The sequence below is a fragment of the Litorisediminicola beolgyonensis genome, assembly GCF_042679605.1.
Lineage (GTDB): Bacteria > Pseudomonadota > Alphaproteobacteria > Rhodobacterales > Rhodobacteraceae > Litorisediminicola > Litorisediminicola beolgyonensis.
In genome coordinates, this window is record NZ_JBHTMU010000018.1 from 60,667 (window position 1) to 76,718 (window position 16,052).

General features: G+C 68.1%; 18 protein-coding genes. 16 read left to right on the top strand and 2 right to left on the bottom strand.

Annotated features, from left to right (window positions below; all coding sequences use genetic code 11):
• Positions 1-108: 108 nt before the first annotated feature.
• From ACFQ4E_RS11645 to pqqE, 7 genes are all read left to right on the top strand, one after another.
• Positions 109-1,692, top strand: a complete 1,584-nt coding sequence (locus ACFQ4E_RS11645) for a sensor histidine kinase (protein WP_386803696.1) — start codon at positions 109-111, stop codon at positions 1,690-1,692.
• Positions 1,693-1,764: 72 nt separating this feature from the next.
• Positions 1,765-2,460 (top strand): response regulator transcription factor, encoded by a 696-nt coding sequence (locus tag ACFQ4E_RS11650; RefSeq protein WP_386803698.1) that lies wholly within the window; start codon positions 1,765-1,767, stop codon positions 2,458-2,460.
• Between the two features lie 104 nt (positions 2,461-2,564).
• The gene (gene pqqA / locus ACFQ4E_RS11655; RefSeq protein WP_037266221.1) at positions 2,565-2,654 is read left to right on the top strand and encodes a pyrroloquinoline quinone precursor peptide PqqA; all 90 of its coding nucleotides are present in this window, start codon (positions 2,565-2,567) and stop codon (positions 2,652-2,654) included.
• Positions 2,655-2,676: 22 nt separating this feature from the next.
• Complete coding sequence (gene pqqB, locus ACFQ4E_RS11660; RefSeq protein WP_386803701.1) at positions 2,677-3,573, top strand: pyrroloquinoline quinone biosynthesis protein PqqB; 897 nt, start codon at positions 2,677-2,679, stop codon at positions 3,571-3,573.
• Entirely contained in the window at positions 3,570-4,319 is a 750-nt protein-coding gene (gene pqqC, locus ACFQ4E_RS11665; RefSeq protein WP_386803703.1) for a pyrroloquinoline-quinone synthase PqqC, read from the top strand. The genes pqqB and pqqC overlap by 4 nt, the downstream gene beginning before the upstream one ends.
• On the top strand, positions 4,319-4,591 hold the full coding sequence (gene pqqD, locus ACFQ4E_RS11670) for a pyrroloquinoline quinone biosynthesis peptide chaperone PqqD (protein ID WP_386803705.1): 273 nt from the start codon (positions 4,319-4,321) through the stop codon (positions 4,589-4,591). Before pqqC ends, pqqD begins: the two co-directional genes overlap by 1 nt.
• A complete protein-coding gene (gene pqqE, locus ACFQ4E_RS11675) occupies positions 4,591-5,715 on the top strand; it encodes a pyrroloquinoline quinone biosynthesis protein PqqE (RefSeq protein ID WP_386803707.1) in 1,125 nt (374 codons plus the stop codon). The genes pqqD and pqqE overlap by 1 nt, the downstream gene beginning before the upstream one ends.
• Positions 5,716-5,739: 24 nt before the next feature.
• Here pqqE and ACFQ4E_RS11680 read toward each other — a convergent pair whose 3' ends face one another.
• Positions 5,740-6,813 carry a ParB/RepB/Spo0J family partition protein gene (locus ACFQ4E_RS11680; protein ID WP_386803708.1) on the bottom strand — a complete coding sequence of 358 codons (1,074 nt, stop codon included), beginning with the start codon at positions 6,811-6,813 and terminating at the stop codon, positions 5,740-5,742.
• Positions 6,810-8,102: an AAA family ATPase gene (locus tag ACFQ4E_RS11685; protein ID WP_386803709.1), complete on the bottom strand. Its 1,293-nt coding sequence runs from the start codon at positions 8,100-8,102 to the stop codon at positions 6,810-6,812. The genes ACFQ4E_RS11680 and ACFQ4E_RS11685 overlap by 4 nt, the downstream gene beginning before the upstream one ends.
• 502 nt (positions 8,103-8,604) lie before the next feature.
• On the opposite strand from ACFQ4E_RS11685, the gene ACFQ4E_RS11690 reads away from it, so the two are divergent.
• The 9 genes from ACFQ4E_RS11690 to ACFQ4E_RS11730 form a co-directional block, all read left to right on the top strand.
• Positions 8,605-9,312, top strand: coding sequence for a DnaA N-terminal domain-containing protein (locus ACFQ4E_RS11690; protein WP_386803711.1), 708 nt, complete (start codon positions 8,605-8,607; stop codon positions 9,310-9,312).
• 59 nt (positions 9,313-9,371) lie between these two features.
• Positions 9,372-10,271: a hypothetical protein gene (locus tag ACFQ4E_RS11695; RefSeq protein ID WP_386803713.1), complete on the top strand. Its 900-nt coding sequence runs from the start codon at positions 9,372-9,374 to the stop codon at positions 10,269-10,271.
• An 85-nt stretch (positions 10,272-10,356) separates the two neighbouring features.
• On the top strand, positions 10,357-11,313 hold the full coding sequence (locus tag ACFQ4E_RS11700) for an AAA family ATPase (RefSeq protein WP_386803715.1): 957 nt from the start codon (positions 10,357-10,359) through the stop codon (positions 11,311-11,313).
• On the top strand, positions 11,310-12,215 hold the full coding sequence (locus tag ACFQ4E_RS11705; RefSeq protein ID WP_386803717.1) for a DUF58 domain-containing protein: 906 nt from the start codon (positions 11,310-11,312) through the stop codon (positions 12,213-12,215). Before ACFQ4E_RS11700 ends, ACFQ4E_RS11705 begins: the two co-directional genes overlap by 4 nt.
• A 3-nt stretch (positions 12,216-12,218) precedes the next feature.
• On the top strand, positions 12,219-12,572 hold the full coding sequence (locus tag ACFQ4E_RS11710) for a hypothetical protein (protein ID WP_386803719.1): 354 nt from the start codon (positions 12,219-12,221) through the stop codon (positions 12,570-12,572).
• A complete protein-coding gene (locus ACFQ4E_RS11715) occupies positions 12,565-13,521 on the top strand; it encodes a VWA domain-containing protein (RefSeq protein WP_386803721.1) in 957 nt (318 codons plus the stop codon). The genes ACFQ4E_RS11710 and ACFQ4E_RS11715 overlap by 8 nt, the downstream gene beginning before the upstream one ends.
• Positions 13,518-14,423, top strand: coding sequence for a vWA domain-containing protein (locus ACFQ4E_RS11720; RefSeq protein ID WP_386803723.1), 906 nt, complete (start codon positions 13,518-13,520; stop codon positions 14,421-14,423). Before ACFQ4E_RS11715 ends, ACFQ4E_RS11720 begins: the two co-directional genes overlap by 4 nt.
• Complete coding sequence (locus ACFQ4E_RS11725) at positions 14,420-15,103, top strand: hypothetical protein (RefSeq protein WP_386803725.1); 684 nt, start codon at positions 14,420-14,422, stop codon at positions 15,101-15,103. Before ACFQ4E_RS11720 ends, ACFQ4E_RS11725 begins: the two co-directional genes overlap by 4 nt.
• Positions 15,100-16,052, top strand: a 953-nt coding sequence (locus ACFQ4E_RS11730) for a hypothetical protein (protein WP_386803727.1), incomplete at its 3' end; no start/stop codon positions are given. The genes ACFQ4E_RS11725 and ACFQ4E_RS11730, both read left to right, overlap by 4 nt.

Genomic DNA, 16,052 nt, shown 5'->3' on the forward strand with positions numbered 1-16,052 from the left:
ACCGCCCTTTCCATGCTGCACTGCAGCATATTGCTCAAATCGAAGGCGGTCAGAACGTATTAGCCCGGAAAATGGGCGTCAGTTTGATCGAAAAAGGACCGCTCACCCGTGTTCACGCGTCGTTTCCTGTCGCTCAAGGCAAGGTTCGGTCTGGGCGCGTTTGCGCTCGGGCTGGTGGCGCTGTTGACCGCGACGATCATGGTCGTGGGGATGCAGCGCGTGTCGCAGCGGCTCGACGCGGCCTTAAACGCCGAGACGCGAATCGAACGCTACGCCGCGCTTTCGACCCAGGTGTCGACCTTCATCGTCGTCGCCGCCGAGGCCGTCCAGACCCGCAGGCCCGCCGAGGTGCGGCGCGACCGGCTGGCCTCGGTGACCGAGCGCATCCTCACCACCTTCGCGCGGCTCCGCACCGATCTGGAAGCCGCGGTGGAAGAAGCCCGCTCGCTTGGCATCGACGAGCAGTCCCGCCGCGCCACGCAATCCATCGGCATCGCGCGGATGGAGGCGCTCTTTCGCTCGACCACCGACGGATTCTTGTCGGACAGCGCCGACCCGGAACGCCTGCAAGGTTTCCTGGACATCTTCGCCACCGGCTTCGATCCGCTCCTGAACGGGGTCGTCATCGACGAGAAGCGCGCCCGCGACGCGATCCTTGCCGGGATTTCCGATCTGCGCCGCACGCTGATCCTGACCGCCCTTGGCGTGGCCGCCGCGACGCTCTGCCTTCTCGCGCTCTTCTACTGGGGGCTCGTGCGCCCGCAATTCCGCCGCCTCGACCTGCTCCGTGACGCCGCCCAGCGGATCGGGCGAGAGGATTTCGCCGTCGCGCTGCCGGTCACCCGCCCCGACGAGATCGGCGGGCTCTTTTCCGAGACCAACCGCATGGCCTCGGCCCTGGCCGAGCGCAAGAGCGCGGTGGAGAGCGAATGGACGCGGCTGAACGAGGTGATCGCCGAGCGCACCGCCGAGCTGCGCGCGGCCAATGACCGGCTGGCCAAGACCGACGAGGACCGCCGCAGGTTCTTCGCCGACATCTCGCACGAGCTGCGGACGCCGCTGACGGTCATCCTGATGGAAGCGCAGATCGGTCAGGCCGGCGCCCCGGAAAGCCGCACCGCCTTTGCCACGATCGAGACCCGCGCGCGCAGGCTGAACCGGCGGATCGACGACCTCCTGCGCGTCGCCCGCTCGGAATCGGGGCAGTTGGCGCTCGACGCGCAGCCGCTCGACCTCGCGCAGGTGATGGAGGAGGTGATCGAGGAGACCGCCGCCGAGCTCGACAATGCCGGGCTGCGCCTGACCTCCGAGGCCCCTGCCCCGGTGCCGGTGACCGGCGATCCGAACTGGCTGCGGCAGGTCGTGGCCGGTCTGGTCCGGAACGCGGTGCGCCACGCGAGATCCGGCGGCCGGCTCCATATCGCGGCAACCGTCCAGGGCAGTGAAGGACGGATCGCGGTCAGCGACAACGGTCCGGGCCTCTCCGACGATCCGTCCGCGCTCTTCGAGCGGTTCAAGCAGGCCGGCGAGGCGCGCGCGCAGGGCTTCGGGATCGGACTGGCGCTGGCGCGCTGGGTGACCGAGGCACAGGGCGGGCGGATCGCGGCGGAAAGCCCCCTGCCCCGCCATGCGGCCCTGGGCGAGGCCCCCGGCACCCGCATCTCGGTCAGCCTGCCGCTCCGCGACACCTGACCGCGCCCGGGGCACCGCCTACACCCATCGGCGCGCTTTCACACGGGCCCCAGCCGCCCTACTCTCTCGCCCATGACACGGCCCCGCATCCTCATCGTCGACGACGACCCCGAGATCACCTCGGCGCTGTCGCGCGGCCTGGCGCTGCATGGCTACGACACGATCGCGACCCAGCGCGCCGACACCGCTCTCGACCGGCTGATGGAGGCGACGCCCGACGCCGCGATCATCGACGTGATGATCGGCGCCGATAGCGGGATCGACCTTGTCCGCGCGATCCGGGGACGCGGCCTGACCCTGCCGGTGGTCATGCTTTCGGCGCTTTCCGAGGTCGAGGACCGCGCCGCCGGGCTCGAAGCCGGGGCGGATGACTACATCGTCAAGCCCTTCTCCTTCGACGAGCTGATCGCGCGGCTCAAGGTGCAGGAGCGCCGCGCCGAGGCCGCCCGCCCGCGTCCCGCAAGCTTCGACCCCATCACCCGAACGCTCACGCTGGGGCCCCACAGCGCGCAGCTGACCGAGCGGGAAGGCGATCTTCTGAACCTTCTCCTCGACCACGCGCCCGAGGTTCTGTCCCGCGGTCAGATCTTCGACGCGCTCTGGGGTGCGGACGGGTCGAGCAACGAAAACATCGTCGATGTCTATCTCGGCTACCTGCGCAAGAAACTCGGCGCCGAAGAGGATTTCGGATTTCAGATCAAGACCTTGCGCAACAAGGGCTTCACTCTCGACGGCCGCATCCCGCTTCGTTCGGCACCTTCGTCCTAAGACCAATGGCGTAGCCGATCTTAGATTATAAGAGTCGCTTTGCGCCCGCTTCTCCCCCATCTTCAGCCTGTCCGAAAATGAAATCCTGTGAGGAGGACCAACCCATGGCATGGACCAAGCCTGTGATCCGCGAAATCGAGTGCGGCATGGAAATCAACATGTATGGCCCGGAAGAGGACGGCGTCCTGTTCTGATCGCCCGGCGCGGGAGGAACCAATGACTTTCCGCGCAATGATTCTGGGGGCGGCCGCCGGTGGTGGCCTCCCCCAATGGAACTGCGGATGCGAGAACTGCAATCTCGCCCGCGCCGGACAGATACCGGCCCAGACCCAGTCCTCGCTTGCCGTGACCGGCAATGGCATCGACTGGGCCATCCTGAACGCATCGCCCGACATTCGCGCCCAGATGGCCGCCGCGCCGCCGCTGCATCCGACGGATCTGCGCGCGTTGTCGCTCTCGTCCGTCCTGGTGACGAACGGCGATATCGACCATGTCGCGGGGCTTCTGACCCTGCGCGAAATGCAACCCTTCACGCTCTTCGCGACGCGCGGCATCCACGAGGTGATCGACGAGAACCCGATTTTCAACGCGGTCAACCGCGAGGTCGTGCCCCGCCGCACGGTGACCCTCGACGCCCCGACCGAGATCGCGCCCGGCCTGACCGCGACGCTCTTTGCGGTGCCCGGGAAGGTGCCGCTCTATCTCGAAGGCGACGAGGTCCAGACCGATCTGATCGGCGAACAGACCGTGGGCGTCGAGCTGCGCGCCGGTGGGCAAACCGCCTATTACATCCCCGGCTGCGCGCTTCTGAACGACGATCTGCGCGCCCGGCTCAAAGGCGCCTCGACGCTCTTTTTCGACGGCACGCTCTGGGCCGATGACGAGATGGTGCAGCAGGGTCTCGGCCAGAAGACCGGCAAGCGCATGGGCCACATGAGCATGTCCGGGCCGGACGGGTCGCTCGCCGCGTTCGAGGGGCTCGACATCGGCCGCAAGGTCTATGTGCACATGAACAACACCAACCCTGTCCTGCGCCCCGCCTCGCCCGAACGGGCCGAAGCCGAGGCGCGCGGATGGATCATCGGACAGGACGGAATGGAGATCACCCTATGACCCAGAGCCGCGATGCCTTCGAAGCGCGCCTGCGCCAGATCGGCGCCGACCGCTACCACGACAAGCACCCGTTCCATCACCTGCTGCATGGCGGCGGCTGCACGCCCGACCAGGTGCGCGCCTGGGTGATCAACCGCTACTATTACCAGCATTCGATCCCGATGAAGGACGCGGCCTTCATGTCCCGCGTCGAAGACCCAGACCTCCGCCGTCAATGGCGCTCGCGCATCGAGGATCACGACGGAACAGAGACGAATCCGGGCGGAATCCGCCGCTGGCTGAAGCTGGCCGAAGCGGTCGGCCTCGACCCCGAGTACGTCTCCTCGACCGAGGGCGTCCTGCCCGCGACCAAGTTTGCCGTGGATGCCTATGTGCGTTTTGTGCGGGAAAAGACCCTGCTCGAGGCCGTCGCGGCCTCGCTCACCGAGCTATTCGCGCCCGCGATCCACAAGAACCGCATCGCCGGGCTTCTGCAGAATTACGACTTCGCCGATGATAGCTCGCTCAGCTATTTCCAGAACCGCCTGAAGGAAGCACCCAAGGACGTGGCCTTCGGTCTGGCCTGGGTGCTCGATCATGCCGACACGCAGGAAAAGCAGGACGCTGCCGCCAAGGCGCTGACCTTCAAGACCGACGTGCTCTGGTCGCAGCTGGACGCGCTCCACGCCGCCTATGTCGAGCCGGGCCGTATCCCGCCCGGCGCCTGGCAACCCGGCACCGGGCTTCTCGACGCCAAGGCGGCGTGATGGACGCCGACGCCATCCCCTACCTGCCGCGCGGCGTCCGCATCCATCGCGACCGCGTCCGCGAGGCCTGGGTGCTGCTTGCGCCCGAACGCGCGATCACGCTCGACCAGGTGGCGCATGCGGTGTTGTCCGAAGTCGATGGAGAGCGCTCCTTCGGCGCGATTTGCGCTGCGTTAGGGTCGAAATACAACGCGCCCGAAGAGGAGATCGCCAAGGACAGCGCGGGTTTCCTGAAGGCGCTCAAAGACCGCAGATTCCTGGAGGTCCGCTGATGAACGCTCAGACCCCGACCGTTCGCCCGCCCATCGCGATGCTGGCGGAGCTGACCCATCGTTGCCCCCTCTCCTGCCCCTATTGCTCGAACCCGGTGCAACTGGCGCTGACCGAAACCGAGCTTTCGACCGAAGAATGGTGCGACGTGTTTCGCCAGGCCGCCGATCTGGGTGTCCTGCAACTGCACCTGTCCGGCGGCGAACCTGCCTCGCGCCGCGATCTCGAAGAGCTCGTGAAAGCCGCGCGGGACGCCGGGCTCTACACCAATCTCATCACCTCCGGCATCGGATTGTCCGAGCGGCGCCTGAAAGCGCTCGACGAGGCCGGTCTCGATCATATTCAGCTGTCTTTACAAGGCACTACGCCGGAGATGGCCGACGAGATCGGCGGCTACAAGGGCGGCTTCAAGCGCAAGATGCAGGTCGCCGAATGGATCGGCGCGATCGGCTTTCCCCTGACCTTGAACGCCGTGCTGCATCGCAGAAACCTGCATCAACTGCCGCGCGCTCTCGAGATGGCGGGCGAGATGGGCGCCCGCCGGATCGAGGTCGCGACCGTCCAGTTCCACGGCTGGGCGCTCAAGAATCGCGACACGCTCATGCCGACGATGGAGCAGGCGCGCGAGGCCGACCGGGTCGTGACCGAGGCGCGCACGCGGCTCAAAGGTACGCTGGTGATCGACTACGTGCCCGCCGACTACCATTCCGACTACCCCAAGCGCTGCATGGGGGGCTGGGGCACGACCGGGCTCAACATCGCGCCGGACGGCAAGGTTCTGCCCTGCCATGCGGCCGAGACGATCCCGCATCTGCAGTTCGACACTGTCCGCGAGCGACCGCTGCGCGACATCTGGTACGAAGGCTCGGCCTTCAACGCCTATCGCGGCACTGACTGGATGCAGGAGCCCTGCAAGAGCTGCGAGCGTGCGACGGTAGATTTCGGTGGATGCCGCTGCCAGGCAATGGCTCTGTCGGGCGATGCCGCGGCGACCGATCCGGTCTGCATCAAGTCGCCGCATCACGGAGAGCTTCAGGCGCGTGCCGCGGCGCATGCCAGCCACGAGGGCTCCGACCTGGTCTATCGCACCGCGCCAGGCAAACCGGTGCCGGAACCCGCCGAATAGGCGGGTTCCCCGCGGGGAACCGCCCTACTCTTCCAGCCGGTCCAGAAACTCCGCCAGCGCCGCTTCGAGCGCGCGACGGTCCTTGGCCGAGAAATCAGTATCAAGCTGGACTTCCAGCCGCCCCGCAGAGGCCGTGACCTTGGCCGCGCCACGCGGGCGCTCCAGCCTGAACGTGGTCTTGGCAACGCGGGATTTCGACCCTAACGGCTGGGTTCGAGCCTGTTTCGGTGCTCCAAGCGCCTCTTGGAGCACCGCCATTTCAGCCTCGGCATCGCGGGTCTCGGGTAGCGCCGAGAGCTTGGCGCGCAGCGTGCTCGCCAGCCCCGGCTGCGCCTCGAGCGCCTTGCGCAACTCAAGCCCCAAGGCACGCGGCAACGCCTGCGGATGCCGAAGCGCATCGCCCAGATCCGACAGAAGCCGCGCAAACGCCCGGATGTAGGATTTCTTCTGCTTGCCGGCGGAGCGGAAAAGCTCGGACACCGCCGCATCCACGTCCGAGATCGCGGTCGCCGGATCCGCCGCGTAATCCCGCGCGAGGATCGCCATCTCGCCGAATGAGATGTCCTTGCGCACGAGGTTCTCGTCGACCATCCGGCGATAGAGCCGCTCCAGCGCCTCGCCAGAGGCCAGGATCACCGCCGGGATCGCGCCCCAGCGGTCGGCATCGCCGGTCTCGGCCAGAAGCGCGCGATAAGCGGCCAGACGCCGGAAGCCCTGCACAAGCTCGAAAGACCCCTCGCCCGCCTGCTCGACCTGGATCGGGTTCGACAACCCGATCTCGCGAAGCGAGTCCTTCAGCTCGGTCAGGTCGTCACCGTCCGAGATGCGATCCCGGATCAGCTTGGAAACCGCGATCTGATCGACCGGCACGAGATCGGTGATCCGGCCGGCCTTCTTCAGCCGCACATGCTCATGCGCGAGCCGGTCATTCTCGGCACGGATCTGCGCCTCGATCTCGGCACGCGAGGTCAGCGCCTCGGCGGTCTCGCGCACCGCGGCGGCCATCGGCCCCCGCCGCGCTTCACGCTCTGTCGGAGCCGGAGGCGCCACCGGCTCGTCGGAAAACTCGATGTCGAACACCCTGCGCTTCTTGCTCATGCCGAGTCCTCCAGCTGGTCCCAGGCCACCAGGATCGTGTCCCGGAATTCCTCGTAGGCGCGATCGAAGGTCGCCCGCGCGCGCCGCCAAGTCTCCCGCGTCATGTCGCGGTAATCGATCTCGTAGACCGACGAGAGGAAGCGACCGGACTGTTCCACCGCGCGGGTCATCTCGATCGGATGCTCGGCGACATGCCCTTCGAAGACGCGCCGGAACGCGTCGAACATCGCGCGGTGCAATTCGTTGCCCGGCTCGTAGCGGGTCATCAGGAAGCGGATATCCTGGAAGACCTTCGGAAGCGTGAGGTTCCCCGCGGGGAACGCCGAAAGATCCTCGAGCGCCTCGGCCAGCTGCCCGATGAAGGACGTGGTCGAGTCGTATTCCCAGTAGCCCGGGCCGGAGGGGATGTAGAGCATGTCCGCCGCGAAGACCGCGTTCATCGACTGGTAGCCGATGGCGGGCGGGCAGTCGAAGATGACGAGGTCGTACGCGTCGGGCGAGAGGCTGTCGAGGTAACGCGAGACCGCGGCGAAGAAGGACCAGTCGGGGTTCAGGTGACGATACTGCGCCGAGGCGAACTCGACGAAGGCCGCGTTGGCGCAGGAGGGCACGATGTCGATGGCGCTCCAGGCGGTGGTCTTGATGAAGTCGGTGTTGCGCAGCTCGCCGAGCCCCATGTCGCGGATCGAGGCCGGAAGCTGGCGCTGGGGCAGGGCGGCGCCGCTCTCGGCCGCGACCGGGGCGGCGTTCATGCGGTCGGTTTCGCGGATCAGGTCGCGTGCCATGATGCCCCAGACGGTGTAGTCCTCGGGCACATCCGACAGGCCCATAGAATGCGACAGCGTCGCCTGGGGATCGAAATCGACCACAAGCACCCGGTAGCCGTCGAGCGCCGCGGCATGGGCGAAGTGCAGCGCGACGGTGGACTTGCCCGCACCGCCCTTGAAGTTGGCGATAGCGGCGCGGAAGGCGCGCTTGCCCGCGGGCCGCTTCGGCATGAGCGAGCGGCGGTTGATCTTCATCCGCCGCCGGATCTCGTTGATCTCGTCGAGCGTGTACCAGCGCTGCCGCCCGTCTTCCTCGACCTCGCCCGCAGGCAAGGAGGGATCGGCGGCGAGACGCCCTCGGAAGGTCGATTGGTTCACCTTGAGGATCAGCTCGGACACCTCCCAGCTGGAGAACCGCCGCAAGGTCTTCTCCATCTCCGGCGAGAATGTCTGCTTGCGGATGAAGGACTGCATCTTGAGCGATTTCGCCTGAAGGTCGGCGAGGGTTTCGTGGGTGTACATGCTCTGCTCGTGGCCTCGTTGGGACGCTTTTTCTCTCTCTTTTCCGATTTACGCGGATTTTGCGTTTTTGGCAAAAGAGAATATCGTCGTACTCAAGGTCTCTTCGGGTGGTGGAAAACTCAAGCCGCGCAAGGGTCTCAGCGCCTCGACCGATTCGGGGCAAGGCGGCTTGAGGCGCTCTCCGACTGCCCCGGATTTGGGGGACAGCTCTGACGCCCCCACCACCAATAGGGGGACATTTGGGGCCGATAGGGGGACGTCCTGCGTGTCCCCCTATACCAACAGGATACCGATTTTCTTTTGAAATCGGGGTAGGGGTCGGAGCCCAAATCCGAAACGCCTTGACAGAATCGGGATCGGGGACGCTAATTGCCTCAGGATCGGAAAGAGCGTTGAGTTTCTCTTCGATCCCCAAAACCGGCGACAGACCGGACGAGCAGCGGCACCGACCGCAAGAGGCAGAGAGCGGATGCACCCGCATCCCAGGGCAAGGAACACGCGGATGGCCGTCACCCATCCTGTCGGGCGCAATGCGTCTGCACGGAAATACGACATCCTCACGGCGCTCGGCGCAAGCGCTCTTGCGAGCGACAAGACCCGTCGCACGCTGATCCTGCGGTTTCTCACCCTGATCACCGCGCGCTACAACTGGCGCTCGGCGGATCTCTGCGTCGGGCGGGCCGAGATGGCGCGGCTCTGGTGCGTGGACGAGCGGACGGTGAAACGCGAGATGGCCAAACTCAAGGCGATGGGATGGCTGACCGTGAAGCGCCCCGGCGCGCGGGGGCGGATCACCTCGTACCGCCTCGATCTGGACCGGATCCTGAGCGACACACGGGCCGCATGGACGAATGTCGGCGAGGATTTCGTCGCGCGTCTGACCCTCGAAACCGAACCTGCCGCAGGGCAGGGGGCGGTGGTCGCCTTTCCCGGCAGCAAGACCGTGCCGGCCCCGGATCTCGGCGACGGCGATGAGTGGTCGCTGGCTGCGGCCGTTCTGCATACCGAGGATATACAGAGCTATGGCGCCTGGATAAGGCCGCTGACCCGACAGGGTCGGCGCGGCGATCTCCTCCTCTTGATGGCGCCCTCGCGCTTTCACGCGCATTACGTCCAGACCCATCTTCTCGACCGGATCACACGCGCTGTGCGTCGCATCGACGATGGCCTCGACCGGGTCGCGATCCTGTTTCCGGGGGCAACCCTCTGAGCCGTGATTGGACCGATGGAGCGACCCGCTCTAATTTCGCGCCCATGCTCAGATCGATCATGCTCAGTCTTGCCCTGACGCTCCTTGCCCTCCCGGCCGCTGCCGCGCGCGACGATGTGCTCGCGCTCGCCAAGAAGGGCTGGGTCTACCAGCTGCGGACCACCATGATCGGTCGAGACATGTCCATCCCGGTCCGGATCAACGGACGGCTTCTGGCGGGCGCGTCGATCTGCATCGTCGGCGAACGGCCGCGCCGCCAGACCCGGCTGATCCTCGACGAGTTCCGCGCGCTCCTGGCCGAGGTGCATGGCAAGCCCGTGCCGATGCGCTACGCCGGGCCGACCGCACGGCTCTGCGGGGCAGGGCGCACGGTGATCCTGCGGCTCTATTCCGGGCGTCCGCCCAATTCGGCGCTGACCGATGATCTCGCCTGGATGAACGACAGCTACGCGCTCGGCCTTCCGACGAACCGTCTCTATACCGCCGGAAGCCCGGCCATGGCGCAGACCTTCTTCGGTCGGAGGGGCGCGGGCACCCACATCATGGTCAAGCAACCGGCGCGCGACGATGTCACCGAGCTCGAGGCCGCGTTCTACCGCTCGATCCTGGTCGAGGAGCTGTTCCAGACCTTCACCTTCGGCATGGACATCCTGCATTTCGACCGCTCCGGCATCTTCCAGTCGAAGCTGCAGGAGTTCCCGGTCGACCTGCGCTATATGAACTGGGACTCGCAGGGCTTCATGCAGGGGCTTCTGGGCTCGAACCCGTCCGGCCTTTGCGAGTTCGACGTCTTCATGCTGCACGCCATCGCCACCGCGCCGGTCGAGCAGACCAACGAGCCCGCCTTTCTCGAGTTCATCGCCGAGGGCTACGACGAGCTGATGGCCCGCGCGCAGGTGACGCTGGCCGATCCCGGCTACGCAGACCTGATCGACGCCGAGTGCCGCAGCCGGAACTGAGACCTGCGTCGGTATTTGTCGCGGACATCGCCCGCGATAGGCTCGGGGTGCGCGGGGCAGGGAGGTTCCGCCAGGGAGGGCAGGGATGGACGCATCCACCGACACCGCGCCCCCGGCCATCGCCGGGCTGAGCGCGCATCTTGGCACCGGTCTCGTCGGCCACGACGTCCTGATCGAACGGCTTCTGATCGGCCTTCTGGCGGGCGGCCATCTGCTGGTCGAAGGCGCGCCGGGCCTCGCAAAGACCCGCGCCGTCAAATGGCTCGCGCAGGCGGTCGAAAGCGAATTCGCCCGCATCCAGTGCACGCCGGACCTGATGCCCGCCGATCTGACCGGAACCCCGGTCTGGCGGCCGCAGGACGGGCGCTTCGAGTTCGTGAAGGGCCCGGTCTTTCATAACCTCGTTCTGGTCGATGAGATCAACCGCGCGCCGCCAAAGGTGCAATCCGCCCTGCTCGAGGCGATGGCCGAAGGGCAGGTCACCTCGGGCAACGAGACCCATCAGTTGCCCGATCCCTTCCTTGTCGTGGCGACCCAGAATCCGATCGAACATGACGGCACCTTCCCGCTGCCCGAAGCGCAGCTCGACCGGTTCCTCTTGCACGTCCTGCTGACCCTTCCCGACGCGCAGACCGAGCGCCGTATCCTCGATCTGGTCGAGGCCGAATCGCAGGGCACACCGATCCAGACGCCGCGCATGTCGCTTGCCGATCTGGCCGAGGCGCGGAAGGCCTGCCGTGCCGTGCATCTGTCGCCCGCACTCAAGGATTACATCGTCCGGCTGGTGATCGCGACGCGCGAGCCGCCCTTTTCGGACGAGATCGAACACGCGGTCAGCCCGCGCGGCTCGCTGGCGCTTGCGGCCTGCGCCAAGGCGCGGGCCTACCTCCATGGCCGCGATTTCGCGTTGCCCGAGGATGTGGCCGACGTGGCGGGAGACGCTCTCGCACACCGTCTGGTCCTGACCTGGCGGGCGGTCGCCGAGGGTCGCAGCCCCCGGGCGATGGTGGCCGATATTCTCGAGCGCGTGGAGGCCTTGTGACCGGGGTCGCCGCGCTCGACGCGCCCGGCATCGCGCTCCGGGCCGAGAGCCTGATCGCGCTCCGGCGCGCCGCGCTGGCGTCCGGCGGAGAGGTGCCCCTGGCGTCGCTGCCCGGCGGCTTCGTCACCAAGCGTCGCGGCCACGGTCAGGACGTGGCCGATGTGCGCGAATACGTGACCGGCGACGATATCCGCCATCTTGACCGCGGCTCGACCGCGCGCACGGGCGTGTTGCACGTCCGGCGCTTCCAGGAAGAGCGCGACCGGGTCACGCTTCTTGTCGCCGATTTCCGCCCCGCCATGCTCTGGGGAACCCGCCGGGCCTTTCGTTCCGTCGCGGCGGCGGAGGTCCTGTCCATGATCGGCTGGCGCGTGGTCGAAGAGGGCGGGCGGGTCGGTCTCCTGGCGCTCGGCGCGGGCGCGCCGGTCGCCGTTCCGGTGCGCGGCCGGACGCGCGGGATGCTCGATGTGATCGGCGGTCTGGTGCGCGCGCATGATGCCGCGCTGACGCTGGCGCTCTCCGGCGAGGATCGCGATCCCGCGCTCGAAGCGGGTCTGACACGGGTCGAACGGATCGCGCCGCGCGGGGCCGAGGTGGTCATCGCCTCGGGCTTCGACGAGACCGGCGGGGGATTCCGGGACCGGATCGACGCGCTGTCGCAGGGCCGGGTGCCGCGCCTCGTGTGGATGCGGGACGAGACGCTCAGGACCCTGCCGCGCGGCAGCTACCCGATCCGCATCGGCGCGACCCGCGCCCGGGTGACCGTTTCGGGGGACGGCGCCGGTGGCGATCCCGGCGGCATCCTCGCGGGCCGTCCGGCTCTGGTCGTCGACAGCGGCGCCGCGCCCGAGGACACCGCGCGCCTGATCGCCGCCGCCTTCCCGCCGGACCGGGAGCCCTGAGTTATGGACCGCGCGATCTCGGAAGAGGCGCTGCTGCAGGGACTGGCCGATATCCGTCTGCCCTCGGAAGCCGCGGGGGGGCTTGTCGCCGAACTTCTGGCCGCGCTCGGCCTCGGGATCGCTCTGGCCCTGTGCCTCGGGCTTCTCTTGCGGCTGATGACGACCCGCAGGTCGCGCCGACCGACCCAAGCGACGGATGCGGCTTTGCCCGAGGATGACGAGGCCCGCGCGCTGGCGCTTCTGCGCCGGTTGAAGGCGCGCGACCCCGCGCGGGCCGCGGCCCTTGCGCCCGATCTCTACCGCCCGGGCGGCCTGCCCGCGGTGGCGCGTCTGGAAGAGGCGCTCGCCCGTGATTGAGTTCGCCGCGCCGCTCTTTCTGCTGCTCTTGCCCCTGCCGCTTCTGGCCGCGCGGCTCCTGCCGCCGAAATCGGTTCACGGCGCGGCGCTCGCCGTGCCCGACGGGGTTGGGCAGGGGCTTCTGGACCGCGCCGCGCCCACGGGCGCTGCGGCCCGCGCGCAGCGGCTATTGCCCTGGATCATCTGGGCGCTGGTGCTTCTGGCCCTCGCGGGCCCACGGCAAATACTGCCGGTTCCGGCGCTCAAGGTCTCGGGCCGCGATCTCGCCATCGCGCTCGATCTCTCCGGCTCGATGGTGCGGGACGATTTCTTTCTCGACGGACGGCAGGTGACGCGGATGGAGGCGGTCCAGAGCGTCGGCGCGGCCTTCGCCCGGCGCAGGGCAGGGGACCGGGTGGCGCTGATCGTCTTCGGCTCCGAAGCCTATTACGCCGCGCCCTTCAGCTTCGACACCGAGGCCATCGCCCGCCAGATCGAGACCGCCGAGATCGGCATCTCGGGCCGGGCCACGAACATCTCGGATGGGCTGGGGCTGGCGCTGAAGCGGCTGGAGAAGTCCGAGGCGGCCTCGAAGGTCGTGATCCTCCTGTCGGACGGGGTCAACAACATGGGCGCCACCAATCCGCGCGGCGTCGCGGGGCTGGCCGCCGAGATGGGGGTCCGGGTCCACACCATCGCGCTCGGGCCGAAGGACCTGCAGACCGCCGAGGAAGGCGAGCGCGGCGTAGTCGATGCGGCCACGCTGCAGGCGATCTCGGACCTGTCGGGCGGGACGAGCTTCCGCGTCCGGACGACCGAGGACCTGGTCGCGGTGACCGAGGCGCTCGACCGGCTCGAGGCCACCGACAGCGACGGGCTCGCGGCCGAGGTCTTCCGCGAGTTCTGGACCTGGCCCGCCGCGCTTGCCGGGCTCCTGTGCCTAGGTCTCGCCTGGAGGCCTGAGCCATGAGCTTCGGGTCCTGGGAGATCACGCTCTTGCGGCCGCTCTGGCTTCTTGCCCTGCCGGTGCTCGCGGCGCTTTGGGTCTGGCTGTCGCGGCGGCAGGGGGGCCTGGGCGACTGGGAGCGGGTGATGGACCCCGCGCTTCTCGCGGGGCTCCGCGCCATCGGGCGGGTCGATCCCGGAACCCAGCGGCTTGCCAGCCGCGCGACGCTTCTGGCCGCGGGTCTCGTGGTGCTGGCGCTCAGCGGCCCGGCGCTCGAGCGGCGCGACGCGGTGGCCTTCCGCAATCTCGACGGCGCGGTCTTCGTGATCGACGCGAGCCCGTCGGTCACCGAAAGCCCGCGCTGGCCGCAGCTTCTGACCATGGGCCGCTTCGCCATTTCCGCGCTCGGCTCGCGCCCCGCGGCACTCGTGGTCTATGCGGGCGATGCCTATGTCGGGACCGACATGACCCACGACACCCGCCAGCTCGGCCAGACCCTGTCGCTGATCGAACCCGGGACGGTGCCCGATCCTGGAACGCGGCCAGAACGCGGGCTCGACCTCGCGGCGCAGATCCTCGAACAGGGCGAGGTTTTGGCGGCCGACGTGATGCTTCTGACCGATGGCGGCGGGCTCGGCCCCGCCGCGGTGACGGAGGCGGCGCGGATCGCCACCCTCGGCGCGCGGCTGTCGGTGGTCAGCCTCGGGCCGCCCGGTGACGCGCTTGACGCGCTGGCCCGGTCGGGCGGCGGCACCGTGTTCACGCTTGAGGAGACCGACGAGATCGCGGCCTGGATCGGCAATGGCGCGCGCGAGCGGCTGGAACAGCAGGACTACCCGCTGCTTTTCTGGGCCGATTACGGTCGCTGGCTTCTTGTCCTGGCGCTCCTCCCGGTGCTGACGCTTTTCCGGAGGCGCGCGTCATGAGGGTCCTGGCCCTCCTCGGCGTGGCCTGCCTGGCCTTGGCGCTTCTCTTCGGCGGCACCGCGCCCTTCGCGCGCGTCGCTCTTTCGCTCGGCCTTCCGGGTCTTGCCGCGACGCTCGCGACCGAGCCCGCCTGGCGCGGTGTCGCGCTCTATCGCGCGGGACGACACGAGGAAGCCGCCGAGGCGTTCCGGGCGGCGGGCGATCCTTTGGGGCTCGGCAATTCGCAGGTGCGGCTTGGCAACTACGCAGCCGCGCTCGAAGCCTTCGACATCGGGCGGATGCGCGGGGACAGCCGCGCCGAGGCCAATTTCAATCTCGTCTCCGCCTATTACGCCGGTCTCGCTCTCGAACCGGAGACGCCCATTGCCTGGTTCACCGACGAGAACCGGATCGGCGACACCGTGCTTGCTCCGGTTGGGCAGGGCAGCGCGCGGGCGGCGTCGGATGGCACCGAGACCACCAATTCCGGCGCGCTTCTGGGCCTGCCCGATCTCAAGAGCTGGGCCGAGACCTCGGGCACGCGCCGGGTCTTCGACGACAAGTTCATGGTCGCCAATTCCCGCTGGCTCGCCAATCTCGCCGATGTGCCGGGCGCCTATCTCGATGCAAGGATCGAGGCCGAGCGCAAGCGCCGCGACAAGGCGGGGCTCGCCCCGCCCGAGCCGGAGGATCCGCGATGAGATGGATTGCCCTCTTCCTCTTCTGGAGCGGCGCCGCCTTTGCGCAATCGAGCACGGTCGGCCCCCGCGATGTGGAGATCACGGTGACCGTCGCCGAGGCCGACGAGATTCCCTTCACCCAGGAGATGGTCCTGATCACCATCGAAGGCGTCTACCGCCGCCACGTCACCCGCGAGAAGCTGGAGCAACCCGATCTCGACGGGTTCAACTGGGTGCAGCTCGGCAATGATTACTGGTTCGAGTCGACGGAAAACGGCCAGAAGGTGAAGAATTTCCGCCGCCGCATGGCGCTCTATCCCGAGCGGGCAGGCACGCTCGAGATCGGGCCGTTCATCCACCATCTGACCCTGACCGACGAGGGCGACGACTGGTTTAACCATGATTTCTACTCCGAGCCGGTCACGATCGAGGTCGCGCCCGCGCCGCCGGTGCCCGAGGGCGAATGGTGGTTCCCGGTCCGCCAGCTGCGCGTGGCCGATGACTGGTCCAACGCGCCCGATCTTCTGAAGCCGGGCGAAGGCGTCCTCCGGGTCGTCCGGGTCGAGGCCGTGGGCGTGCCACCGGACATGATCCCGCCGATGCCGGAGCTGCGCTCGCCCTCGGCGATGATCTTCGCGCATCCCGAGAAACGGCTGGTCGAGCTGTCGCCCGAAGGGCCGGTCTCGGTGGCGTTCTGGCGTTGGACGATCCGGCCCTCGGGCGATGTCTCGGCGATCCTCGAGCCGATCCAGTTCGACTATTACGATACCCGCGACCGGACCCCGCGCCGGGTGGTGATCTCGGCGCAGCGAGTCGCCTATGACGAAAGCACGCTCGGCTCCGCACCGCCGCCGCCCGAGCCTGTCGCGCTGCACCCCTTGGCCGCGGCCTTGGCGCTTGGCCTGGGGCTTTTGGGCGGGCTCACGGCTCTTCTGGCGGGACGTCGCTGGGGCGGGCGCGCCGCGCTGTC